The organism is Acinetobacter lwoffii (genome assembly GCF_019048525.1).
Taxonomy (GTDB): Bacteria; Pseudomonadota; Gammaproteobacteria; order Pseudomonadales; family Moraxellaceae; genus Acinetobacter; species Acinetobacter lwoffii_K.
Window position 1 is genome coordinate 1,151,421 of record NZ_CP077369.1, and the last position, 23,183, is coordinate 1,174,603.

Below are 23,183 nucleotides of genomic sequence, written 5' to 3' on the forward strand. Positions count from 1 at the left end.
CCTATTTTTCAAGCACACGTAGATCAGTGGACTTCAATTTTAGATTAGCTCTGTAGAAATCAACACTCTGTTCTGCTGATCACTCAACTTGAGCTGTTCGAGTCAGTATTTTATAGATTTCATCTTTTAATTTCAGTTTTTTACGCTTGATCGCCTCAATATCATTGTTGATATGATTGACTGGATCAAGTTCAAGCTGGCTGATTTCTTTGTCCAGCTCATTATGTTCCTCGAATAACTTGGCAAAATAGGGATTTTCCTCGCGAAGTTGCACAATCAAGTCGCGGTATTCGGGAAACATGTATTTGATTTTCTTATTGCAATCTTTGGTTTTCATAGGGATTCTTATACTCTAATCATAAAATTAAATATAAATATGTTCTGATCTGCACTTGAAAATGCAGATCGACAGAACATGAAAATGATTTACTTGAAGTGCAAGTGTTTGACCTCGCGGCGTAACTCCTGCACCTCATCAATGAGGTCGAGCATCATAGCAACGGCGCTAAATGAGGCATCAAAATCACGTTGCAGGCGATAGGCGCGTTGTGCACGCGAGATATCTTCGCCGAGGAAAGTGCTGGTCGGGGTTGTGGAACGATTGGGTAAAATTCCATGTTCAATTAACTGCATGACCCATTCGGGGCTTTGTCCACATGCTTCTGCAAAGTGGATCAAGTCAAATGAACGATCGTCCATAATTTCTGAGGGGGTATAACCGTGGGAAAAACTTTCTTGGTACTGAATCGTAGTCATGGGTTTACTCCTTAAACAGCCAAGTGTGCAAAATCCGGAGAGTGGGAAGGTGCTAAAATAGAACGCTTTCCAACCCTTGGACCTGCAGACTCAGAGTGATGGCTCAAATGATCATGAGTGAAGAGTCGGGATGTGCTGGTAGTTGATGAATCAGTCGGTCTGACCGGATCTTTATCAGCAGCATGCGAGGCAAAGAAGGTTAAAGCTGAAGTGGTTTTTATAATTTTATGTGTTATCGACAAAGCGTATTCAATCACTTTCCTGTGTTGAATAGAGGGTGCCATATCAGGGCTGCAAAGCAGACCAAAGGGCAAAATTGAACGAGGCTGAAGATTGATCATCATAAATGGATAAAAAATAACCGTCTTCGATCCATTATTATGACTTTACTTGCCCCAAAACAGTTTTTATTTGTACCTTATTGTTTCAAATCATGACAAAGAAAAAAGCCCCTGATATAGGGGCTTTGAAAATCTTTCTGAAATTAATATTTTACCCAGGTTACACTGCGGCCAATTACCGATACCCCCACATAACCACGCAAGGTCAGACGTTTACCATTAGCACTTAAGCGTGCTTTACCTTTGTAAACTTTGCCACTGATCGGATCAAGCACTTTGCCATCATGGTATTCACGTGGCTTTTTCGGATCTGCCTTAAAATCCCAGATAAACGGCAGGCCTAGAAAAGGCTTGTTCTTAAGCTGACCTGGACATTTATGACAAATTCCCATTTTTTCTGCGCCAGGCAAGCTGCGTGTTTCGACAATCACTCCTTCATAACTGCCATCTGCTTTCTTGCGAATTTCCACATCCGCACGAGAATAACCAGACTGATCATCGATGGTTTTCCATTTACCCAATAACGGATCTTCATAGGCAAAGGCCAGGCTAGAGACTGCGGCCAAACTTATCCCCATTAGTAGAGTATTCAATAATTTTCTCATAACATACCTGTTAAATTGATGATGTATTCATTTTAGAATTATTGCTCTAATTTATTTTAAAAGCATAATTAAATCAAGAGCATGAACTGTGCGGTCTTTCTCATAATTTTTTGAAAATGATGAATATTCAGGTTTTGTTAGTGTGAATAATCTTATAATTTAAAAGGGATTCTTAGATTGGATTTACAGGAGAGTTTGATTCAGGAGGTAGACAGGTTTTCTACTGTAGGGGAGAATACGCTTTGTTGAGCTCAGTCACCTAGATTTTAAAACATAAAAAAAGCATTCCTGGGAATGCTTTTAAACTTAAGGATTCGAACTGCTTAGCTCAGGTGTTTACCAAATAGGCCCAAGGCTTCTTCAGCAGTAAAAGTATATTGGCTATTACAGAACTGACAGTCCATCTCGATCGGATTCTGGAATTCCAGCGTTTCACGGATCGACTCTATTCCGATTTGCTGTAAAGCGACTGCACAACGCTCTTTAGAGCAGGTACAACCAAACTTCAACACTTCCGTATCTGGCAGACGCACTTCTTCTTCGTTATATAAACGGTACAGAATATCAGTGGCTTGCAAACCGACTAACTCTTCAGTTTTTAGAGTCTCTGTGAGCATGGTCAGACGTGGCCATAGATCTTCATCTACCCGGCGTTGTTCTTCTTCACTATTACGTGGTAATAACTGAATCAGTAAACCACCTGCACGCTGATGGTCACTTGCCAGTACAATACGCGTCGGAATCTGTGCAGACAGGTCATAATACTGCATCAGACAGCCCGCCAGATTTTCTTTATCAAGGGGTACAATCCCCTGATAACGCTCACCAAATTCTGGTTCGATATTGATAAACAGCACTGGAGAAACCAGTGACTTTAAGATGGTGCTGCTATCTTCACCCACCAGAAAGTGCGGATCTTCTTCATAGTCCGCCAAAGCGCGAACTTCACCCAAGTGGTTGCATTCAGCCATTGCCCATTTAAATGTGCCTGATGCCTGAATTTGCAGGCTGATACGCCCTTTAATCTTCAAGGTGCTGGCAAGCAGTGCAGTCGCAGTGAGCATTTCACCCAACAGAATCTTGACCGCAGGTGCATAGTCACGTTGCGCTAAAATGGTTTGTAAAGCTTCTTCAAGATGCACCACTTCACCACGAACAGGGCTATCTTCAATAAAAAAGCGTTGGCGTAAATCAGACATAAAATTCTCCATAACCCTGCTTTAATGGTGTCATTATTGTAAAACACAAGTTATGACAGATCATCTCTTAACGCATCAATTCCTGCGCCGTTTGTATCCTGTTGCGGCTGTGTATCTGTTTTTTGAACTTTGTTGCGTTGATCCTGGGTAAACAGATGCTCCAGTTCAGCCAAACTGCTGCGCTGATTTTCATAATTTGGATGTTCATCCGGATCCAGATGATATTGACTATTGAGCAACTTTTCATCCTGTTCACGGAAGTTTTGAATCTGTTGCAGGCTTTCTTCCGGGTCAGGATTGAGCTGGGTTAATAAGGCTTGACTGAGTTCCAAGGCGGAAAGATAAGTTTCACGCCAGATATGTTTCACGCCCAAATCCTGCAATAAATGCACATGATGTCGATCACGGGCGCGGACCCATAAACAGGTTTCAGGATAATTCAGCCGCAGATGCCGCACGATCAGCATTGAGTCTTCAATATCGTCAATCGCCACAATCACCTGTTGTGCTGTGGCAATACCGGTCTGTATCAAGGCTTCGGGTTCTGTTGCATCCGCCTGATAGAAAGGGATATCGTACTGCGCCAGAAGTTCAGTGGCTGGCACATTGCTGTCCATGACACTAAAGGCATGTTGCTGCTGCAGTAAAATCCGGGCGATAATTTGCCCGAAGCGGCCAAAGCCAATCAGCAGAATCGGTGTACTGGTTTGAGGATTGAGATCAGTTTCGAAGGTCGCTGCCAGATGATTGTGACGATCCAGATGCGGTAGGATCTGACTGTGCAATAACCAATAAAATGCTGGCGTCAGCAGCAAGGAAAAACTCACCATCCACAGCAAGGGAGAGAGTAGATCGGCCGTAATAATCTGGTCGGATACCGCAATCACCAGTGCGAGTAAGGCAAATTCGCCACCTTGTGCCAGACTGGCTGCTAGCCAGGTACTATTGCGCCAGCTATTTTGATGATAACGCGCCAATGCTAGACTGATTGCAAACTTGACCAAGATTAAAGTGAGGGTGCCGCCGAGAATGATCCAGGGGAAATTGCGTAGATCAGGTAAGTGCAGTGACATGCCCAGACTGATGAATGCCAGGCCCATCAACAAGCCCTGAAAAGGCCGAATCGTGCTTTCTACTGCAGGCCGGAAATCTGAATCTGCCAGTAAAATTCCGGCAAATAAAGCACCGAGAAATAGATTCAGTCCGAGGGTGTTCATCAACACCAACAGTGCCAAGGTTACCGCAATCGCTACAATCGCATGCAGTTCGTGACTGCCACTTTGAGCAATCCAGCGATACAACGGTTGCATCAGGTAACGATTACACAGGAACAGACCGCTCAACGTTGCGATGAGGGCAGCAAAGTAGGCCACGCCATGTTCGGTCGAGCGAATTCCGGCAAATAATGGAATGGCTGCAATCACCAGAATGGCCAATAGGGCATGAATCAGCAGGATCGAATAGGTCTGCTGACCATAGCTGGTGGCGAACTGTTCCTGATGATTGAGATGTTGGACCACTAAAGTCATGGCGGACAAACTGCCGGCGAGTCCAATCACAATGCTGGCGAGTAGACTTTGCTGAAGGAAAACCCAGGCCATAAGCGTAAAAATCAGGGCGCTGATTAGTACCTGTAAAGCAGCCATCATCCAGAGGGATGGGCTGATCTGGAGGATACGTTGTGGTTTGAGTTGCAGGCCGATCCAGAACATGAGCGCCATCAGGCTGACTTGCATGAAGCTGTTTAAAACTTCGGGTGCCTGAATCAGATGCAAAAGGCTTGGACTTAAGATGATCCCTGTTAACAGATAGCCCAACACACTTGGCAACCTGAGCCTTTTACTCAGTGGCACCATCAACAGTGCAATGACCAGAACCAGTGTTATTTGTAACAGTATCGACATTTTCCTGCCCTAAATTTATTCTTGATCCAGACTGGGAGTCTTGTATTCCAGACCGATCCTCAGGCGCAATATCTTTTAGCTCAGTTCCTGAGGGTCGATGTCCAGCGTGAGCTTCATGCTGGAAGGTTTGTCCTGCAGCATATTTTGCCACCAGCTGCGCACATAGTAATGCAGACGTGGACGATCCGCTGACAATAGCACCATATGTGACTGATAGCGTCCCGCCTTACGTTCCATTGGCGCAGGAATCGGTCCCCAGATGTCTAGCGCCAGATCAGGATATTGCCTGAGGAGAGCTGCATGTTTCTGTAAGAATTCGGTATTTTGTGCTTGATCTTTGGATTCACAACGAATCAGGATGGCATAACGGTAGGGCGGCATTCTGGCTATCTGCCGTTCTTTTAAAGTCTGCTGGGCAAACACGCGATAATTTTCATTGACCAGGGTATTCAGCAGGGCATGATCAGGCCTGAGCGTTTGTAGATAGACATCACCCTTATGTTCACCGCGGCCTGCCCGGCCAGCCACCTGCACGATCAGTTGCGCAGTCCGCTCAGTAGCACGGAAATCCACACTGAGCAGACCGGAATCGATATCCAGAATCGCCACCAGAGTGACATAAGGAAAATGGTGTCCCTTGGCCAGCATCTGGGTGCCGAGCAAAATGGCAGGTTCGCTTTTCTGAATCTTGTCATAAATTTTTTGCCAGCTGCCGACCCGACTGGTGGAATCGCGATCGACCCGAATCACCTCAAAATCCGGAAAGAGTTCATTCAGATGTTCTTCGACTTTGCCGGTGCCCATACCCAGTGTAACCAGTTCCTGATGCTGACATTGCGGGCAGTGTTCCGGCATGCGGTGAATAGTACCGCAGTGATGGCAATGCAGATGCTGATAAGGCTGGCGGTGTACAGTGAAGTTGGCATCACAGTGCGGACATTGCGCCTGCCAGCCACAGCTGCCACAAAGCAAGACGGGGGCATAGCCACGGCGGTTTAAAAAAATCAGTACCTGTTCTTTTTTCTCCAGACGCTTTTTGATGTCCTGAATCAATTGCAGGCTAATTCCATGCTTTTTTTGCGCAACTTTTAAATCCAGAATATGGATTTTGGGCATCAAGGCCGTGCCGGCACGTTGATTCAGCTCCAGCACCTGCATCTTGCCATGTTCAACCAGTGCATAACTGTCAATGCTTGGCGTCGCTGACCCCAGCAGCACTGGACATTGCTGTAAATGGCCGCGGTACAGGGCGACATCACGGGCATGATAGCGGAAGCCTTCCTGCTGTTTAAAGGACAGGTCATGTTCTTCATCCAGAATGATCAGGCCCAGATTCGGCATTGGCGTATAAATGGCGGAACGTGTACCAAGCACAATTGAGGCTTTGCCAGTTTCTGCCGACTGCCAGGCCTGTAGCCGTTTGGAATCATTCAAACCGGAGTGCAGCAACGCAATATGGCAATGAAAACGGGACTGAAAACGGCTGATGGTTTGCGGCGTCAGGCCGATTTCCGGCACCAGCACCAGCACCTGTTTGCCCTGTTTTAGTACCTGTTCCATGATCTGCAAATACACTTCAGTTTTACCGCTACCGGTCAGACCATCCAGTAAAAAAGCTTGATATTGATTGCTATATTTTAATACCTGTTCGACTGCATGTTTTTGTTCAGGATTGGCGGTCAGCGGCATCTGTGCCAATTGCACTGGCTGTGGACTGAAATCTTGTGGCTCCAGTACACAGGCGCAAATCTCTTTTTTCTCCAGTGCTTTTAAGGTCGCGGTTTCAATCCCGGCCATATTCAGCACATTTTCAGTAGTCCCGACCGGATGCAGTTTTAAAATCCGGTAGGCTTCCTGCTGCTTGTCCGAACGGCGTACTTTGGCCTCGGCATCAGGGTCCAGTAATTTCCAGGTACGGGCCAGCAGGTTATAAGGCTTGCCCTGACGCAGCAGGGTCGGCAGGGCACTGTGGACGACTTCACCGATCGGGAACTGATAATACTGCGCTGACCATGTCAACAAACTTAAAACTTTGCTATCTATAATGGCACGTTCATCAAGTAGTTCGGTCACTGCCTTAAGTTTAAAGCGCGGATCGAGAGGAGTGTCTGCGGACAGTTTTTCGATAATCACCCCGACCAGATTCTGACGTCCAAATGACACCATTACACGTGCGCCAATCTGCGCCTGTTTAAATTGTTCTGCACTCATCGTGTAATCAAAACAATCAAATACATGCACAGGTACAGCAACGCGTACGCGATAAATTGGACTTAAATCGGTGTGGGAATTTTGCATATCTTGGGGTGGAGATCCTGAAGAAATTTCGTCGTGCTTAAAGTTCGATTATGTTAGAGTGAGTAGATAATTTATATCAAAGAATATGAATGATTTCGGTGGTCTGACGCAACAGCGTTGAGCAAAATTTTGGAAAATTAGAGCATTACAATGCCTGCATATCAGTTTATTGCGCTTGATGCTTCAGGAAAGCAGCAAAAAGGCGTGCTGGAGGGGGATTCTGCACGTCAGATCCGGCAACAATTACGGGATAAAGCACTTATTCCTGTCTCTGTTGATCCTGTTGAAAAAAAAGACCAACAGCATCGTCGAAAATGGTTTGAAAAAAGCATCACCGCCTACGATCTGGCTCTGATGACCCGGCAGTTATCCGTGCTGGTCGCTGCTGCAATTCCGCTAGAAGAAGCCATCCGCGCCGTCGGCAAGCAAAGTGAAAAAGTCCATGTACAAAACCTGCTGATGTCGGTGCGCTCCAAAGTGCTGGAAGGGCATAGTCTGGCGCAGGGCTTGCAACAATCCGGACGTTTTCCCGAGCTGTATATTGCCACAATTGCCGCCGGTGAACGTTCCGGGCATTTAGACTTGATTCTGGACCAACTGGCAGACTATACCGAAAACCGCTTTGCCATGCAGAAAAAAATCCAGGGTGCGATGGTCTATCCTATTATCCTGATGCTGATGTCCTTTGCGATCGTGATGGGGCTGATGACCTATGTGGTGCCAGATATCGTCAAGACCTTTGACCAGAGTAAAGATGCCTTGCCGTGGATTACCGTGGCCTTGATGAAAGCCAGTGATTTTATCCGCATTGCCTGGCCATTTATATTGATCGGTGGTGCTTTGGGGATTTTCCTGTTGGTCCGGTTTTTAAGAACCACCGCCGGACATTATGCCTTTGACCGTCTGACCTTAAAATTACCTTTATTCGGCAAATTGTCACGCGGGATTAATGCCGCACGTTTTGCTAGTACTTTATCCATTTTGACTCAGTCTGGCGTGCCGCTGGTCGATGCATTGCGGATTGGTGCCGCAGTCAGTAATAACTGGGTGATCCGTGATGCTGTCAATCTGGCAGCGGAAAAAGTCACTGAAGGTGGCAACCTGGCAACGCAACTGGAACGCAGTGGTTATTTTCCGCCGATGATGGTACAAATGATCAAAAGTGGTGAAGCATCCGGTGAACTGGACCGCATGCTGGAACGTGCTTCACAGATGCAGGATCGCGAAGTGACCACCCTCATTTCAACTTTACTGGCTTTGCTGGAACCTTTAATGCTGGTCCTGATGGCCAGTATTGTTCTGGTCATTGTGATAGCAGTGATGCTGCCAATTGTGAATATGAATAATATGATTTAAACAGTAACTAGTTAGAATTTTGCTGTGATCAAGATTCAAGTGGTCTGAATAATGCAAATAAGTGAGAGAGATTGAATGAAAAGGAATGAATTAAATAAACAGACAGGCTTTACGTTAATCGAAGTCATGGTGGTGATTGTTATTCTCGGTGTGCTTGCTGCGCTGATCGTTCCGAACGTGATGGGACGCGGTGAAAAGGCCAAAGTCGATACCACCGTGATCAAGTTGCAGAGTATTGCGGGTTCACTGGATCAATACAAGCTGGACAATGGCAAGTATCCAAGTATGCAGGAAGGTGGTCTGGATGCACTGGTGAACCAGCCAGCGACTGCAAAAAACTGGGTGCCGGGCGGTTATGTTAAAGGCGGTTTTCCAAAAGACAGCTGGGATAATGAACTGCAATATGTGATTCCGGGTACCGATGGTCGCAGCTTTGATCTGTATTCATTTGGTGCAGATGGTCAATCGGGTGGTGAAGGAACAGATGCCGATATTTATTATCAGCCTTAATTGAGAATCATTATAAATTCTCGATAGATGGTATATATCACTTCACTTAATAAGCTATTTCAATACGAAGTGAAGTGATAATAACTATTAATTATTAAATGTAATGTAAGTTAATGATATTTATAATAATGAATTAATAAAAACGATATGCGAGTTATAATAAGAATTATTCCCATATTTATCTATTACAATTCTCGTAAAATATGAATAAACATACACTTTCTATTTATTTAAAAAAGCTCATAATGATCTGAATGGCACTTGACTCGCCAACGGAGAAGCACATGAAAGCATTTATCTTGGGAGATGAAATCAATCAATTTCATTGGTCGATGCTGAAATCTGTTCTTCTGGTTTTAAGCATGCTGCCGATCAGTCAGGGAATCGTCCATTTATGGCAGAGCACCGAAGGCAGCAGCCAGATTGTGGTGGCCTTTTTTGCTATCAGCTTGATGAGCAGTTTATTGGCCCTATGTTTCTGGTCCGCATTAAACGCGAGTGTAGTTCGCATTCAAGCCGAACAAGGTTCAGTATTTGAGCAGACACTGGTTCAGATCTATCGTCATGTGCCGATGCTGTCTCTTGCCAGCATGTTATGTTATCTGGCTATACAGTTTTAAGTTTTAAAGAAATAAAAAACCGAGGCATTGACCTCGGTTTTTTATTGCCTTGAGTGTTCCTTCCTTTCGTAAAGGGAGCTTAGGAGGGATTGATAAAATGCTATATTCAGGAATCCCCCTAAGTCCCCCTTTGTAAAAGGGGGGACTTGAAGAAATTATCTTCGTGACTTAAAGCTGACATCCACTTTACGTGGGCGAAAACGCCATCCTATAAGCAAAAGCAGAACCGAGAAGATCATCACTGGCCAATCGCTGAGTTTCATATACAGCGTTTCGCCCTGCATGGCTGGCAGTTCGCCACGTAATACGGCTTCCTGATCCATCGGGGCTTTTTTCACAATATGGCCATTATGGTCAATAAAGGCGGTCACACCGGTATTGGTCGCCCGAATAAACCAGCGCCCATTTTCTTTAGCACGCATTTGCACCATTTGCAGATGCTGTAACGGTCCTGCCGTGCCAGTAAACCAAGCATCATTAGACACGGTCACCAGAAAATTACTTTGGCTGGCATTGCGACGGGTCAAATTCGGGTAAGCTACTTCATAGCAAATTGCAGAACCCAATGGATGATTTTTCACATTCAATGGTTTTTGATGATCTGCACCCCGGGTAAAACCGCTCATGGATGGATCATTCTGCAGACCTGGCAAGACCCAGCTCAACCAGCCAGATAAAGGAATATATTCACCAAAAGGAACCAGTCGTTGCTTCTTGTATAGCCCATCAGAATCATCGCCGCTGGCCATAATGCTGTTGTAATATTTTGGATAACCCGCAGCCTGTGATTCTGCTAAATCCCAATACGGAATGCCGGTTACCCAGGCCGTACCCGATTTTTCAGCCTGTACTTTCATGGCTTCCAGAAAGGCTTCAATATCAGTCTGGAACATGGGAATCGAAGATTCTGGCCAGACAATCAGATCGCGGCCCCATTCGGTTTTACTCAAATTGGCATAAATCAATAAGGTCTTCACCTGATATTCAGTCAGCCATTTCAAGTCTTGCGGAATATTGCCCTGAATCAGGGAAACCGTTAAAGGCTTCTGATTTTTTTGCTCAACAAACGTCAGCTGTGCTGCGCTCCAGGCACCGAGTAATAAAACTGCCGAAGGAATAACCCAAAACAGGCGTCTATTCAGGATTTCAACCAGCGCACAGGCCAGAATGATCACCACGAAAGATACCCCAAACACCCCGAATAAGGGCGCATAAGCATCTAGGTAGCGTTCGGTAAAGGCATAGCCAGCAAACAGCCACGGGAAACCGGTAAAGACCCAGGTCTTGGACCATTCAAACAGCACCCACAGCGGAGCAAAAGTTAAAGGAGTTTCTGGGAAAAAGCGGCGATAGACAAACGTTTGAACGGCACTAAACAGACCCATCACTAGCGCCATAATCAGGATCATCACGACGCTGAGAAATGCACTGGTATCGCCATAGACATGAATTGAGGTATACAGCCAGAATGCGCCGACAAACCACAAGCCAATCCCATAAGCCCAGCCAATGCCAAAGGCCTGTTTTGCGCTACGTCCGCGCAGGCAAGCATAGAGCAGTGCTGGAGACAGAATCGCCAGCCACCAGTAATGATAAGGGGCTAGTGCCAAACTAAAGATAGCACCTGCAAATAAGGCAATTAAAACAGGATAGATTAGCGGCAAAGGTTTTTGCTGTTGAGACGAACTCAACAGCTTATCGAAATATGCTCTCATTGGCGCACGGCTCGAATTAGATGAATAGAGCGTGAATCCGCCTCAAGAATGGTAAATTGCCAGTTTTCCAGTTCAATGGTTTGACCTTCAAGGTCACTCACCAGACCAATTTCCTGTAATAACAAGCCGCCCATGGTTTCCACTTCATCATCAGGGAAAGTCGCATCCAGCATATTATTGAAATACTCAATCGGAGTCAGGGCTTGGACTACCCAGGTATTGGCGGTAGTCGGGTCGTTATCCGGAACAATGTAGTATGCTTCTTCGTCAGCATTGTCATGTTCATCTTCAATTTCACCGACAATTTCTTCCAGAATATCTTCCAGTGTCACCAGACCCGAAGTCGTACCGTATTCATCAATCACTACGGCAATATGCGTCTGGGTATTTTTCAGCATGCGCAGCACCTGATCGGAGCGGGCACTTTCCGGAACAAACAAAGGCTGACGCATAAGCGCGCGAATATCGACCTTGGCCGTCGGCTCAGTCAGAAAAGGCAATAGATCCTTGGCCAATAGAATGCCGACTACATTGTCGGTCTGATCGGAAGAAAATACCGGAAAACGTGAATGCGCAGATTCGACCAGTACATGCAGGATATCCAGCAGCTGGTCATCTTCCTGTAAGCTGATCATAGACGTGCGAGGCGTCATGACTTCACGAATTTTGGTTGCCGGGAGGTCAAGAACGCCCTCAAGCATGGCAACAGTATCGGGTTCTAAAAATCGACGTGAATCTTGTACTAATTTTAGCAGTTCGTCGCGAGTTTCGGGTGCAGTTCCCAGCCATTTGCGTAAGCCGCGCATACCCCACGACGGGCCTGATTCCTCGTGCATGATTTTTCCTGAAGACTCTTAATATCTAAAAAAACGTGGTTTTATCATACCGCAGAAAATACGCTTGTCTATTGTAAATATGATGCAGAGTCTTGATCGTACGAGTCAGGCCTGATTTTGAAACTGGCCACGTATGCAAAGCAGCAATGTAATCGCAGCTTTATGCTAAAATATGACGGTCTTTCCATCCTGAGTCTATAGATGTCCCCAACTGAAATTATTCCAAGTCTGCAATTGAATACCCGAGGTTTGCGTTGTCCTGAGCCAGTGATGATGTTGCATCAGGCGATCCGTAAATCCAAGGCAGGTGATGTAGTTGAGGTGTTTGCCACGGATAATTCAACGTCGTGGGATATTCCAAAATTCTGTATGCATTTGGGGCATGAGTTGCTCTTGCAGGAAGAACGTCTGGATGAAAATGGCAATAAAGAATTTCATTATTTAGTGAAGAAAGGTGGCTAAAAATACCAAGGGCTGATGAGCTCAAACATTTGTCTTATTTAGAAAATAAAATTTCAAAAATCTGCTTAATTAAATAGATGAATGGACAGGAACTGAAATTATTAATATTTATCCATAAATAAACCCACTTAAAAGCGGGTTTATTTTTTATCTGATGATTACCTTACATATTCGGGTAATTTGGACCACCACCACCTTCCGGTGTTACCCATGTGATGTTCTGGGACGGATCCTTGATGTCACAGGTCTTGCAGTGCACACAGTTGGCTGCATTGATCTGGAAGCGTTTTGAACCGTCATTATTTTCCATGATTTCATAGACACCCGCCGGGCAGTAACGCTGTGCAGGCTCATCCCATTTCGGTAGATTGACTTCCACCGGAATTGAAGCATCGGTCAGTTTCAAGTGCGCTGGCTGGTTCTCTTCATGGACCGTATTCGAGACAAACACTGAAGACAGACGGTCAAAGGTCAGCTTGCCATCCGGTTTTGGATAGGTCGGCTTGAAGCTTTCAGCTGCCTGGGTTTTTAGCGCAGCATGGTCCTGAACCAGATCATGCAAGGTAAAAGGCACTTTAAATACGTTCTGGTCGATAAAGTTGAATGCACCACCGATCCATTGACCGAACTTGTGCATGGCCGGGCCAAAGTTACGCGAGTTATAGAGTTCTTCTTTTAGCCAGCTGTTGTTAAACTTGTCGGTATAAGCGGTCAGTTCCTTGACAAAGAAATCTTCACCCTCTACAACACGTGCCACCGCCAGATCACCGCCTTTTTCTACACCGGCAGCAATCGCTTCAAACACCGCTTCACCGCAGAGCATGCCGGATTTCATCGCCGTATGTGAGCCTTTGATCTTGGCAAAGTTCAGGAAGCCTGCATCATCACCAATTAAAGAGCCACCCGGGAAGGTGAATTTTGGTAGTGAGTTAAAACCACCTTTGGTCACAGCACGGGCACCATAAGAAATACGCTTACCGCCTTCCAGATACTGCTTGATCAGCGGATGGGTTTTCCAGCGCTGCATTTCCATGAATGGATACATATGCGGGTTGGTGTAAGACAGATCCACGATCATGCCCAAGGTCACCTGGTTGTTATCGGCATGGTACAACCACCAGCCACCTGAAGAACCGGTTTCAGAAAGTGGCCAACCGGCACCATGCATCACCAGACCCGGTTTGTGCTTGGCAGGATCGATTTCCCACAACTCTTTAATGCCGATACCGTAGTGTTGCGGATCAGCGTCCTTGTCCAGGTTGAACTTCTGGATTAAACGCTTACCTAAGTGACCGCGGCAACCTTCAGCAAATAACGTGTATTTGGCATGCAGTTCATAACCCGGGGTAAAGTTATGCGTCGGTTCGCCATCTTTACCAATGCCCATGTCACCGGTCTGGATGCCTTTGACTGTGCCATCGGCATGATACAGAATTTCCGAGGCTGCAAAGCCTGGGAAGATCGACACTTCCAGTTCTTCGGCTTTCTGGCCTAACCAGCGCACCACGTTGCCGAGCGAGATGACATAGTTGCCATCGTTATGCATGGTTTTAGGTACCATCCAGTGTGGTGCTTCCTGTGATTTTTCATCTGACAGCAGGAAGAAGGTTTTATCTTCAGTCACTGGGACATTTAGCGGGGCACCCTGTTCTTTCCAGTCCGGGAACAGCTCGTTCATGGCACGCGGTTCAAGTACCGCACCAGACAGAATATGTGCACCGACTTCGGAGCCTTTTTCTACGACACAAACGGACAAATCGTTTAAGTTGTTTTCAATTGCAAGTTGACGGATTTTGATCGCAGCAGAAAGACCCGCAGGGCCTGCGCCTACGATGACGACGTCAAACTCCATCGATTCACGTTCGATGTGTTCCATGTAGGACTCCTCATATTACTATTCGGTGGCAACCATAACCGGATGGTTGGGTGCTGCCATAAGTGTTCTTGGTTCCTAGACACAAAAATGCTGGTGTCTTTGATAATCTGGGCTAGTATAGTTTTAAAGCCGGTTTTAGCCAATTGGCTGAAACATATTATTTTTCCGTCATTAAGGTCTTCTTTTATGGATAAGCCAGTACCCAGCACAAATCCGACGAAAAAAGTAACTTATCCCGATGATAAAAATTTAATGGATATCGCACAATACTTAAAAGATGCACAGGGCAGTCACAAAAGGTCAATTCCCCCTTTGGAGCAATGGCAGCCAAAGCATTGTGGCGTCATGGATCTGAAGGTTTTAGCCAACGGCGAATGGTGGCACGAAGGTCAATTGATCAAGCGTCAGCCGATGATTGACCTGTTTGCAACGGTACTCTGGAAAGAAAACGATAAATTCTATCTAAAAACACCGGTAGAAATGATTGAAATTGAAGTTGAAGATGAACCTTTATTTGTCAATCAGGTCGATCAGGTTGAAATTAATGGAAGGATTTATCTGCAACTGGGCACGACCACGCAAGACCTGATTGTTGTTGATGCTGAACATCCAATCTTTATGCGTGAATACAAAGGTGAGTTGCGGCCTTATGTGCATGTGCGTTTTGGGATTAATGCCCTGATTCAGCGTGCGGCATTTTTACATCTGGTCGAGATGGGAGAGCTTGATGAAAATCCGGCAGGCGAAACCGTTTTAAGTTTGAAAAGTGGTGATTTAGACTTGCATTTGAGCACCTGAGGTTTAAGCTTGATCGCTAGAAATTTCAAACAAGCTACCTGCAACGTTATGAGCGCTATTCAACCAATTTCCCAGTTATTAGATCCGATGCCCAATGCCACGGCAGATGCGCCTATTGGCATTTTTGACTCAGGCGTAGGCGGCTTGTCAGTCGCCCTGGAAATTGCCCGCCATTTGCCTAATGAACGCTTTGTCTATTATGCGGATACTGCGCATGTGCCTTATGGCCCGAGAGATGATCAGGAAATTCGTGCCTTGACGGCTCAGGCGATTGAATGGCTTTATCGTCAAGGTTGTAAAGTTGCGGTGGTGGCTTGTAATACCGCTTCCGCTTTTAGTCTGGATTATTTGCGTGACTATTATGGTGAAAACTTTCCGATTATCGGTTTAGTACCCGCACTTAAACCGGCCGTCCTGAATACCCAGTCGAAAACTGTGGCGGTATTGGCCACGCCTGCAACCTTCCGCGGCCAGCTGATTAAAGATGTCATTTCCCGTTTTGCCGAACCGGCTCAAGTCAAAGTCCTGCCTGTGACCAGTCTGGATCTGGTGCCTTTTGTTGAGGCTGGAGAGCAGATGAGTGCAGCCTGTTTGCAGACATTAAAAGAGATTTTACAACCAGTTGTAGATCAGGGCGCTGATTATTTAGTATTAGGATGTACACATTACCCCTTCCTAAAATCGTCAATTCAGTATATTTTTGGTCAAAAGCTGACATTAATTGACTCAGGATTCGCGGTTGCAAGACAAACGGCCCGAATTTTAATTAAAAATGGGTTATTATTTGAGCATGAGTCTAAAGAAAGCGTGAAAATTGAATTGGTGGTGAGTGGGCAGAATGCTGAACAGCTCCGACCGATTTTGCAGCACCTGATTCCGGCCGATTTAAAATGGCAGGTCAGTAATATGAGTGCAGTTTAAAACTCATTTTTATAATTTAAAAAGAAAGATATTTTGATTCTGGGGTGGCCATATTGGGTAAAGAAGCATGTGATGATGCATTTTTTACGCAAATGTACAGGAGAAGAGGATAGCCCATGCTGGATAAACGGTACCAAGTGTTCATCTCAACCTCGGGGGCAGAAATGCAACCGGAGCGTATCATTCTGTCTCAAACACTGGTAGGAATGGGGTTTTTCTCGTGGGGACTGGAACAGCGTACACCGCTGAATACTGCATTTGCACGCCGCCAGATTGATGACTGTGATTATGTCGTGATTCTGCTGGGAAGCCAGTATGGGGAGCAGTCGGTATCGGGTGTCGGCTATATGCATCTCGAATATATTTATGCAGTGACCAAGCAAAAACCGATTATTGTGTTTATGCATGATGATCCGGCATCACGTGAAAGTGCATTGCATGATGCCAAACCGGAATTACAGGAAAAATTCAAGGAATTCCGTCAACTGTTACAGCAGGAAGTGGATCAGGTTTTTACTTACCGCAGCCTGCGCGATCTGGAAATGGCAGTGCGTTTTAACATGCCACAAATGCTGGAGCGCTATCCGGTGACCGGCTGGGTGCGTCCGCAAAACACCCAGGCGCTGCATGACGAGATTGATCAGCTGAAAGCTAAAGTGGCGCAACTGGAACGCGATGGCGGAACTGCAGAAGTCGATCCATTCCTGAGCCTGCCCAAAGTGGCGATGCATGAAATTTTTTCTTTTGAATACCGGATGCATGCTTATCAGGATGGTAATTTTAAAGAAATCAAAGTCCATAAAAAACTGACTTGGGCACAATTGTTGGCGTTATTGGGTTCAACTTTTGTCAATCCGACCCCTGAAGAGTTTTTCTCGAAGCGCATGAATGAATATCTGAATGAAACCGGTCTGCAGGATGCACGGGTGCAGATGCCGCGTGCGCATGCTGTCGCGCGTGCCCAGATGAATATTCGTGCCTTGCATAGTTTAAAAATTCAAATGCGCCAGAATGACTGGATTGTGCCATCCGGTCGTGATGACCGACAGCGCATGCTGTGGCAGATCACGCCAAAAGCGCAAAAGTTGCTGGACAGCAGCTTGCTGGATTTAGATCGCACTTTTCAATATAAGTCAGCGTATTAATCCATAGAGAGAATAAATAAAAAGCTGTTAAAGTACAGGGGTTGATATCCTGACGGACGAACTGAATGTATTCTCCTGCTAAAGCGAAAGTGACGATTATATTGGCAAACTTGGGCACACCAGATGAGCCTACGATTCCAGCGGTACGCCGTTTCCTCAAGCAGTTTTTATCTGATCAGCGTGTGATTGAAATTCCCAAACCGATCTGGCAAATCATTCTGCGCTTATTCATTTTGCCTTTCCGTCCAAAGCGGGTATCACAGGCCTATGCGCAAGTATGGGGACAGGATTCGCCGATGCGTGAAATTCTGTTTGAGCAGGTCGCAGCAGTCAAGACGCATCTCACCCAGCTTTATCCGCAGTTTGAACTGAATGTGGTACCTGCAATGACCTACGGCAATCCGAATATTCAGGATGTCTTGGCACAGGTCTCAGCGCAGCCACAGGAACACATGATTCTATTTCCCTTGTTTCCACAATATTCTGCCACTTCGACCGCACCTCTATACGATGCAGTGGCGAAATGGGTGGTGAAACAGCGCAATTTACCCGGTTTGACAGTGATCCGGGATTATTATCAACATCCTTTATTTATCCAGTCGCTGGCTCAAAGTGTACGTGATTATCAGGCAATTCATGGTCAACCAGAGAAATTGTTGATGTCTTTCCACGGCATTCCACAGCCATATGCCGATAAAGGCGATCCTTATGCCGACCGTTGTCGCATCACGGGTAAATTGGTGGCGGAAGTACTAGGTTTAAATGAAGATCAATACGCGATCAGCTTCCAGTCGCGGTTTGGTAAACAGGAGTGGATCAAGCCCTATACCGATGTTTTACTTGAAGATTGGGCGAAGCAGGGGGTGAAATCCATTCAGGTGATGAGTCCTGCATTTTCTGCGGACTGTCTGGAAACGCTTGAAGAGCTGGCAATCGAAAATGCCGAGACTTTTAAAGCACTAGGCGGAGAAAGCTATAGTTATATTCCGGCATTAAATAGCCGTGAAGATCATTTGCGATTGCTCAACAGTCTGCTACAGGCTAATCTGGATGCATTGACACAGACACTTGCCCATTAACTTGCCCGAGGTTTTTCACCCCATGTTACAAGTCAAAATTGTTCCAGTTACTGCATTTCAGCAAAACTGTTCCATCGTTTGGGATGCGGACACTAAAGAAGCCATTTTGATTGATGCAGGGGGCGAACCTGAAAAACTGAAAGCTGAAGTTGACGCGCTGGGTTTAACGGTTAAAGCCTTATGGCTGACCCATGGCCATCTGGATCATGCGGGTGCTGTGGGCGCGTTAAAAAAGGCTTGGGATATACCAGTAATCGGACCACATAAGGAAGATGCATTCTGGCTTGATATGATTCAAGAAGTTTCGGCACGTTATGGTTTTCCGATTCCGGAAAAAGTTGAAGTGACCCAGTGGCTGGAAGGTGGTGAAGTGCTCAAACTCGGCAATGAGGAGTTCGAAGTGCGTTTTGCTCCAGGCCATACGCCGGGTCACGTGATGTTCTATAACAAAAATTATGACTTGTTATGGACAGGTGATGTCTTGTTCAAAGGCTCAATTGGCCGGACTGATTTCCCGCGTGGCAATCATCAACAGCTCTTAGATTCAATTCAGCGTGAATGTTTCAGCCTGCCAGATGAAACTCAATTCATTTCAGGACATGGGCCGATCAGCACCATTGGTTTTGAAAAGCAGCATAATCCGTTTGTTGCAGGTAAAGCGGGTTAAAAGCGTAAATAAAAGACCAACATAGTTTGGTCTTTTATCTTTATTCTGAAAAGGGATTATTGCGAAGTTGTCGCGTTTGCATGTGTATGAGCCAAGCGGCAAAAGCAAAAAGCACACCCAATACAATAAATAAACTATCTTGTTGGAAAATGCCGACTCCCAACGAAAGAAGTGCGAGTAGACCAACCCCAATTAATATGACTCTTAAAATAATATAACCCATATTATTGCTCTAAAAATAATGTGAAAATTTAGGGTAGAACAATAATACTAAGGCTTTATGAAAGATGTTAATTCGTGTTGCTTTATCTAAGTAATTTTATAAAATTCATATGATTTATTTACTTAATTTCGACAAGATTCTGCTTTCAGACAGAATTTTCGACAAGGAAGACATTTTATTCTTCGCTATTATCGGCTTGTGGTGCATCCTGAGTAGGCAGGCTATATTCTTCATTGGCCCAAGCCCCTAGATCAATCATCTTGCAACGTTCTGAACAAAAAGGACGGAATTCATTATCTTCCCATGTGGTCAGCTTGCCACAGCGCGGACAGTTTAAAGTGGTAGGCATGGGACGACTCCAAAGAAAAATAAAGGTTCGATTAGGCAAATATAGCCGCACTTGTTAGACTTATACGGTTTTTATTAGTTTGATCTGATTATGCCGATTCGTCAATTTCAAGCACAGCGTATGCATGCGCCCCGTGATTTTCAAAGCATTAGTCCTGAACCGGTCTGCGTCGAAGTGGGAGCGGGTAAAGGTAAACATGCCTTGTTATTCAGCAAGAATAATCCCGACACTCAACTGATTGCAATTGAACGTACCCGTGAAAAATTTCTGGCGATGCAAAAACAGCATGCGGTTGAGGGTCAAACTAATTTACAAACCGTTCATGCCGATGCTTTACCGTGGATCGTGCATGCACTGTATCCGCAGCAGGTAGAACAATTCTTTATTTTATATCCAAATCCTGAACCGCATAATCCGACACAGCGCTGGGTCAATATGCCATTTTTTGAGTTCCTGCTTTCCCGCCTGAAAATCGGTGGAACGATTACGCTGGCCAGTAATATTCCTACTTATATCGAAGAAGCAGAAACACAGGTGCGAGAGCTCTGGAAGCTGCCTTCTGTCAAAGAAGTGATTGCTGCAGATTCGGCGCGTACCCATTTTGAAATTAAATATCTGGAACGTGGCGAATTATGCCAGCAACTGATCATCAGCAAGCCTGAAAGTTATGTAACGCGCTTTGATGATTTCCAGCCTTTACAAGGGCAGAATGCCACCGTCGCGGAATAAGCAGATGAGCAAACGCATTGCTATTGTGGGCGCAGGCCCCGCAGGCTTAATGGCGGCAGAAGTGCTCAGTCAGTTTGGTTATGAGCTGCATGTCTATGAGCAAAAACCGTCTGCTGCGCGTAAATTCCTGATGGCAGGCAAAACCGGTCTGAATATTTCCCATGCCGAGCCTGTGCCACAGTTTGTACAACGTTATGATCAGGTGGAGTGGTTGTCTCCCTGGATCAAACGCTGGGATGCGCTCTGGATTCAAGACTGGATGAAACAGCTCGGTATTGAACCTTATATCGGTTCATCCGGCCGGGTATTCCCGACTGAAATGAAAGCCGCGCCCTTACTGCGTGCCTGGCTCAAACGTTTAGCCAGTGATGGCGTTCAGTTTCATTACCGGCATAAAGTCAGCCAGTTGCAGCAGCAACAGCTTGAGCTGCATGATCTGAAAAATAATGAACATCGCACTGAATATTTTGATGCCATTATTCTGGCTTGTGGTGCAGTGTCTTGGTCAGCGTTGGGCAGCGATGGGGCATGGCAAGCTTGGTTAAAGCCGGACGAAATTGAGCCATTTCAAGCCAGTAATGCCGGGGTGGAATATCCGTGGTCTCGGTTTATGCAACCGGTCTTTGGTCAACCTCTAAAGCGGGTTGAGGCATGGGTTGGTCAAGGTGAAAAGACCATCGGCGATATCGTGATTAGTCATTATGGTCTGGAAAGCGGCCTGATCTATAAGCAGGGTCGTGGCTTACGCGAGCAACTAAAACAAGGACAGCCGATGCAGCTGCATCTGGACTTATTCCCAAATCAAAGCACTGAACAGCTTACGCAAAAATTACAGCCAAGCAAGAAGCAGTCTTTAACTAATCTCTGGCGTAAAGCTGGATTGGATGGTGCCAAGGCGGCACTGGTACGAGAACTAGTGGCCAAAGCGATATGGCAAGACGCTGCTGCATTAGCCAAGCAGATGAAGCATTTAACCATTCCACTCACAGGTTTCCGTCCGATTGAAGAGGCCATCAGCTGTGCAGGTGGTGTTAAGCGTGAAGTGTTGTCAGAACAGCTACAATTGAAATCTAACCCACATGTATTTCTGTGTGGAGAAATGCTGGACTGGGATGCACCGACGGGTGGCTATCTGCTGACCGCTTGCTTCGCCACTGGTCGCGCGGCAGGTGAAGGTGTGCATCAGTTTCTGACAGCAGATTAAGTTATTTCTGGCGCTTATACTGAGATTCAGGCTCAGCAGAATAGGCCTTGCTCATCTACGTTGTTTTAAAGCTGCCGGTTCAGCTCAGGTAATGACTTTCGTATTTAATCTAAGCTGTGTGCAAACTTAAAATGCTTTACGGTTCCTTCACTTGCCGGGAAGCGGGTTCTTTCTTGGCGAGATCTGGATACTGCGAACGCCAGCGTTCCAGTTGTTCTTGGGCGTGTAGATATTTCCCTAGACCTTTGACATTCTCACTGGCTTCATTCACGGGTGTAGCTTGAGTCTTGGGAGTATTGAGTAATTTGTCCTGATGTTCCCAGTATTGATACATTAAGCCCTGAATATAACGGCCCTGTTCGGTTTTCAGTTCTAAAGCCTTCAACATATTCAATGCTGACTGGACATGATCACGCTGACGTTGCTGGACAAATTCTTCTGTCATATTTTCATCATCGCGCATGCTGTTTAATTCTTTTTCCAGGTCGCTGCTCATTTCCTGAAAGCGCTGTTCATAATCCGTCAATGCAGCAATATCATGTGGATCATCGGCAGTTTTAGGGAAGTCTTTCAGTGGCTCGGTTTTCAGTTCCTGCATGACTTGATCTGAAGCCGTATTATCTGTTGTCGCTTCAGTCGGAGTTTCGGTCGTTTTCTGGTCACATGCCATCAACAGCATGGCCGCAGCGAACAACAGCGTTCGTGTCATTCCTGGTATTTTATGCATGATCGCCTCCTGTTTTTAATTACTTTTCTTGAACACATAGATATGGGTGACATAAGGAAAATCGATCATTTCCTCTGCGCTTTTGGCTGTATATTGCTGGATGATCTGTTCAAATTGTTGTTTTAACTGTGCCTGCTGCTGTTCAGGCATGGCTGCAATAAAACTAGTCGAGAGCAGCCGCTTGGATACCACCTGCTCGACACTGCCATGCTGTTGCTGGGTCATTGTGGTTTCTGCATAGGGCTGAAATAGCGTTTGCTGTGCAAAGACCTCGCGCCAGGTGCCGCTATGATAGCGCGGCGTATCGCCTTCCAAGGGGGCAATACAATCGGCCAAGGCCTGAACCCAGTCGATCCGAGTATCGCGCTGATTCCAAATTAACACCAGATAACCCTGCGGTTTGAGTACCCGATCTAATTCTTGTAAGGTAGCAGAATCGGCAAACCAGTGAAATGACTGTGCACAAAATACCGCATTCAGGCTATGATCAGGCAGGGGAAGTTGATGGCTAACGCCTTCAATTGCATGAATGTCCGGATGCGCCTGTTTTAATTGAGCCAGCATTTCCGGGACAGGATCAATTGCGATAATGTGCTTACTGAGCGGGCGTAAATAGGGGATAAACTTGCCGGTGCCGCTGCCCAAATCCAGAAGATGCGCATCTACAGGCAAAGCCAGCGTTTCACTCAGCCATTGGCTGATTTCTGCCGGATAGTCGGGACGCACTTGCTGATAGAGCTCAGCCGACGCACTAAAACCCCGTTTTGCTGCAGGATGTAATGATTGTGTCATATTTTGCGCTTTTTAATCTTTTTGATCGATATAAAATAGCATATTCACTTTTTTGACAGCGTTCATTGACT

General features: G+C 45.8%; 24 protein-coding genes. 11 read left to right on the forward strand and 13 right to left on the reverse strand.

What is annotated here, in order from left to right:
- Positions 1–79 precede the first annotated feature (79 nt).
- The 6 genes from I6L24_RS05340 to I6L24_RS05365 form a co-directional block, all read right to left on the reverse strand.
- Positions 80–337, reverse strand: a complete 258-nt coding sequence (locus tag I6L24_RS05340) for a YdcH family protein (RefSeq protein WP_004278574.1) — start codon at positions 335–337, stop codon at positions 80–82.
- Positions 338–426: 89 nt separating this feature from the next.
- Positions 427–756, reverse strand: coding sequence for a chaperone modulator CbpM (locus I6L24_RS05345; protein WP_004278573.1), 330 nt, complete (start codon positions 754–756; stop codon positions 427–429).
- 484 nt (positions 757–1,240) lie between these two features.
- Positions 1,241–1,702, reverse strand: a complete 462-nt coding sequence (locus tag I6L24_RS05350; RefSeq protein WP_005102907.1) for a DUF2147 domain-containing protein — start codon at positions 1,700–1,702, stop codon at positions 1,241–1,243.
- A gap of 323 nt (positions 1,703–2,025) precedes the next feature.
- Complete coding sequence (gene hslO / locus I6L24_RS05355) at positions 2,026–2,901, reverse strand: Hsp33 family molecular chaperone HslO (RefSeq protein WP_216986496.1); 876 nt, start codon at positions 2,899–2,901, stop codon at positions 2,026–2,028.
- 50 nt (positions 2,902–2,951) lie between these two features.
- Positions 2,952–4,805, reverse strand: coding sequence for a cation:proton antiporter domain-containing protein (locus tag I6L24_RS05360; protein ID WP_216986497.1), 1,854 nt, complete (start codon positions 4,803–4,805; stop codon positions 2,952–2,954).
- A 75-nt stretch (positions 4,806–4,880) separates the two neighbouring features.
- Entirely contained in the window at positions 4,881–7,103 is a 2,223-nt protein-coding gene (locus I6L24_RS05365) for a primosomal protein N' (protein WP_216986498.1), read from the reverse strand.
- Positions 7,104–7,253: 150 nt separating this feature from the next.
- On the opposite strand from I6L24_RS05365, the gene gspF reads away from it, so the two are divergent.
- The 3 genes from gspF to I6L24_RS05380 all read left to right on the forward strand — a co-directional run bounded on the left by gspF (position 7,254) and on the right by I6L24_RS05380 (position 9,589).
- Positions 7,254–8,459 (forward strand): type II secretion system inner membrane protein GspF, encoded by a 1,206-nt coding sequence (gene gspF / locus I6L24_RS05370; protein ID WP_216986499.1) that lies wholly within the window; start codon positions 7,254–7,256, stop codon positions 8,457–8,459.
- A gap of 75 nt (positions 8,460–8,534) precedes the next feature.
- Complete coding sequence (gene gspG, locus I6L24_RS05375) at positions 8,535–8,969, forward strand: type II secretion system major pseudopilin GspG (RefSeq protein WP_005250505.1); 435 nt, start codon at positions 8,535–8,537, stop codon at positions 8,967–8,969.
- A 284-nt stretch (positions 8,970–9,253) separates the two neighbouring features.
- Positions 9,254–9,589 carry a hypothetical protein gene (locus I6L24_RS05380; RefSeq protein ID WP_216986500.1) on the forward strand — a complete coding sequence of 112 codons (336 nt, stop codon included), beginning with the start codon at positions 9,254–9,256 and terminating at the stop codon, positions 9,587–9,589.
- Positions 9,590–9,744: 155 nt separating this feature from the next.
- Here I6L24_RS05380 and lnt read toward each other — a convergent pair whose 3' ends face one another.
- Together lnt and I6L24_RS05390 are read right to left on the reverse strand one after the other, a co-directional pair.
- Positions 9,745–11,304 carry an apolipoprotein N-acyltransferase gene (gene lnt, locus I6L24_RS05385; RefSeq protein WP_216986501.1) on the reverse strand — a complete coding sequence of 520 codons (1,560 nt, stop codon included), beginning with the start codon at positions 11,302–11,304 and terminating at the stop codon, positions 9,745–9,747.
- Complete coding sequence (locus I6L24_RS05390) at positions 11,301–12,140, reverse strand: HlyC/CorC family transporter (protein WP_004278564.1); 840 nt, start codon at positions 12,138–12,140, stop codon at positions 11,301–11,303. The genes lnt and I6L24_RS05390 overlap by 4 nt, the downstream gene beginning before the upstream one ends.
- A 201-nt stretch (positions 12,141–12,341) precedes the next feature.
- Here I6L24_RS05390 and tusA point away from each other — a divergent pair, with 201 nt between their 5' ends.
- Entirely contained in the window at positions 12,342–12,602 is a 261-nt protein-coding gene (gene tusA, locus I6L24_RS05395) for a sulfurtransferase TusA (protein WP_004729361.1), read from the forward strand.
- A gap of 163 nt (positions 12,603–12,765) precedes the next feature.
- On the opposite strand, the gene I6L24_RS05400 is transcribed toward tusA, so the two are convergent.
- Complete coding sequence (locus tag I6L24_RS05400) at positions 12,766–14,478, reverse strand: electron transfer flavoprotein-ubiquinone oxidoreductase (protein ID WP_085064958.1); 1,713 nt, start codon at positions 14,476–14,478, stop codon at positions 12,766–12,768.
- A 186-nt stretch (positions 14,479–14,664) separates the two neighbouring features.
- On the opposite strand from I6L24_RS05400, the gene I6L24_RS05405 reads away from it, so the two are divergent.
- The 5 genes from I6L24_RS05405 to I6L24_RS05425 all read left to right on the forward strand — a co-directional run bounded on the left by I6L24_RS05405 (position 14,665) and on the right by I6L24_RS05425 (position 19,088).
- Positions 14,665–15,276, forward strand: coding sequence for a DUF1285 domain-containing protein (locus tag I6L24_RS05405; protein ID WP_180038063.1), 612 nt, complete (start codon positions 14,665–14,667; stop codon positions 15,274–15,276).
- Positions 15,277–15,324: 48 nt separating this feature from the next.
- A complete protein-coding gene (gene murI, locus I6L24_RS05410) occupies positions 15,325–16,197 on the forward strand; it encodes a glutamate racemase (protein WP_004729363.1) in 873 nt (290 codons plus the stop codon).
- 116 nt (positions 16,198–16,313) lie between these two features.
- Entirely contained in the window at positions 16,314–17,342 is a 1,029-nt protein-coding gene (locus tag I6L24_RS05415; RefSeq protein WP_005267549.1) for a DUF4062 domain-containing protein, read from the forward strand.
- 65 nt (positions 17,343–17,407) lie between these two features.
- Positions 17,408–18,421 (forward strand): ferrochelatase, encoded by a 1,014-nt coding sequence (hemH, locus tag I6L24_RS05420; protein WP_114542196.1) that lies wholly within the window; start codon positions 17,408–17,410, stop codon positions 18,419–18,421.
- A gap of 22 nt (positions 18,422–18,443) precedes the next feature.
- Entirely contained in the window at positions 18,444–19,088 is a 645-nt protein-coding gene (locus I6L24_RS05425) for an MBL fold metallo-hydrolase (RefSeq protein WP_005102937.1), read from the forward strand.
- Between the two features lie 40 nt (positions 19,089–19,128).
- Here I6L24_RS05425 and I6L24_RS05430 read toward each other — a convergent pair whose 3' ends face one another.
- A complete protein-coding gene (locus I6L24_RS05430) occupies positions 19,129–19,311 on the reverse strand; it encodes a hypothetical protein (protein WP_004278555.1) in 183 nt (60 codons plus the stop codon).
- Between the two features lie 175 nt (positions 19,312–19,486).
- Entirely contained in the window at positions 19,487–19,660 is a 174-nt protein-coding gene (locus I6L24_RS05435) for a DNA gyrase inhibitor YacG (protein WP_004278554.1), read from the reverse strand.
- 84 nt (positions 19,661–19,744) lie between these two features.
- On the opposite strand from I6L24_RS05435, the gene I6L24_RS05440 reads away from it, so the two are divergent.
- Positions 19,745–20,389: a class I SAM-dependent methyltransferase gene (locus I6L24_RS05440; protein WP_171066332.1), complete on the forward strand. Its 645-nt coding sequence runs from the start codon at positions 19,745–19,747 to the stop codon at positions 20,387–20,389.
- 4 nt (positions 20,390–20,393) lie between these two features.
- Entirely contained in the window at positions 20,394–21,593 is a 1,200-nt protein-coding gene (locus tag I6L24_RS05445) for a TIGR03862 family flavoprotein (protein WP_216986502.1), read from the forward strand.
- A gap of 136 nt (positions 21,594–21,729) precedes the next feature.
- On the opposite strand, the gene I6L24_RS05450 is transcribed toward I6L24_RS05445, so the two are convergent.
- Entirely contained in the window at positions 21,730–22,320 is a 591-nt protein-coding gene (locus tag I6L24_RS05450; protein WP_216986503.1) for a hypothetical protein, read from the reverse strand.
- Between the two features lie 15 nt (positions 22,321–22,335).
- Complete coding sequence (locus I6L24_RS05455) at positions 22,336–23,112, reverse strand: class I SAM-dependent methyltransferase (RefSeq protein ID WP_216986504.1); 777 nt, start codon at positions 23,110–23,112, stop codon at positions 22,336–22,338.
- Between the last annotated feature and the right edge of the window lie 71 nt (positions 23,113–23,183).

What these genes read in the sequence shown, in the direction of transcription:
- I6L24_RS05340 (WP_004278574.1), bottom strand. Translation starts at nt 337, where the DNA reads ATGAAAACCAAAGATTGCAATAAGAAAATCAAATACATGTTTCCCGAA.
- I6L24_RS05345 (WP_004278573.1), bottom strand. Translation starts at nt 756, where the DNA reads ATGACTACGATTCAGTACCAAGAAAGTTTTTCCCACGGTTATACCCCC.
- I6L24_RS05350 (WP_005102907.1), bottom strand. Translation starts at nt 1,702, where the DNA reads ATGAGAAAATTATTGAATACTCTACTAATGGGGATAAGTTTGGCCGCA.
- hslO (WP_216986496.1), bottom strand. Translation starts at nt 2,901, where the DNA reads ATGTCTGATTTACGCCAACGCTTTTTTATTGAAGATAGCCCTGTTCGT.
- I6L24_RS05360 (WP_216986497.1), bottom strand. Translation starts at nt 4,805, where the DNA reads ATGTCGATACTGTTACAAATAACACTGGTTCTGGTCATTGCACTGTTG.
- I6L24_RS05365 (WP_216986498.1), bottom strand. Translation starts at nt 7,103, where the DNA reads ATGCAAAATTCCCACACCGATTTAAGTCCAATTTATCGCGTACGCGTT.
- gspF (WP_216986499.1), top strand. Translation starts at nt 7,254, where the DNA reads ATGCCTGCATATCAGTTTATTGCGCTTGATGCTTCAGGAAAGCAGCAA.
- gspG (WP_005250505.1), top strand. Translation starts at nt 8,535, where the DNA reads ATGAAAAGGAATGAATTAAATAAACAGACAGGCTTTACGTTAATCGAA.
- I6L24_RS05380 (WP_216986500.1), top strand. Translation starts at nt 9,254, where the DNA reads ATGAAAGCATTTATCTTGGGAGATGAAATCAATCAATTTCATTGGTCG.
- lnt (WP_216986501.1), bottom strand. Translation starts at nt 11,304, where the DNA reads ATGAGAGCATATTTCGATAAGCTGTTGAGTTCGTCTCAACAGCAAAAA.
- I6L24_RS05390 (WP_004278564.1), bottom strand. Translation starts at nt 12,140, where the DNA reads ATGCACGAGGAATCAGGCCCGTCGTGGGGTATGCGCGGCTTACGCAAA.
- tusA (WP_004729361.1), top strand. Translation starts at nt 12,342, where the DNA reads ATGTCCCCAACTGAAATTATTCCAAGTCTGCAATTGAATACCCGAGGT.
- I6L24_RS05400 (WP_085064958.1), bottom strand. Translation starts at nt 14,478, where the DNA reads ATGGAACACATCGAACGTGAATCGATGGAGTTTGACGTCGTCATCGTA.
- I6L24_RS05405 (WP_180038063.1), top strand. Translation starts at nt 14,665, where the DNA reads ATGGATAAGCCAGTACCCAGCACAAATCCGACGAAAAAAGTAACTTAT.
- murI (WP_004729363.1), top strand. Translation starts at nt 15,325, where the DNA reads ATGAGCGCTATTCAACCAATTTCCCAGTTATTAGATCCGATGCCCAAT.
- I6L24_RS05415 (WP_005267549.1), top strand. Translation starts at nt 16,314, where the DNA reads ATGCTGGATAAACGGTACCAAGTGTTCATCTCAACCTCGGGGGCAGAA.
- hemH (WP_114542196.1), top strand. Translation starts at nt 17,408, where the DNA reads ATGTATTCTCCTGCTAAAGCGAAAGTGACGATTATATTGGCAAACTTG.
- I6L24_RS05425 (WP_005102937.1), top strand. Translation starts at nt 18,444, where the DNA reads ATGTTACAAGTCAAAATTGTTCCAGTTACTGCATTTCAGCAAAACTGT.
- I6L24_RS05430 (WP_004278555.1), bottom strand. Translation starts at nt 19,311, where the DNA reads ATGGGTTATATTATTTTAAGAGTCATATTAATTGGGGTTGGTCTACTC.
- I6L24_RS05435 (WP_004278554.1), bottom strand. Translation starts at nt 19,660, where the DNA reads ATGCCTACCACTTTAAACTGTCCGCGCTGTGGCAAGCTGACCACATGG.
- I6L24_RS05445 (WP_216986502.1), top strand. Translation starts at nt 20,394, where the DNA reads ATGAGCAAACGCATTGCTATTGTGGGCGCAGGCCCCGCAGGCTTAATG.
- I6L24_RS05450 (WP_216986503.1), bottom strand. Translation starts at nt 22,320, where the DNA reads ATGCATAAAATACCAGGAATGACACGAACGCTGTTGTTCGCTGCGGCC.
- I6L24_RS05455 (WP_216986504.1), bottom strand. Translation starts at nt 23,112, where the DNA reads ATGACACAATCATTACATCCTGCAGCAAAACGGGGTTTTAGTGCGTCG.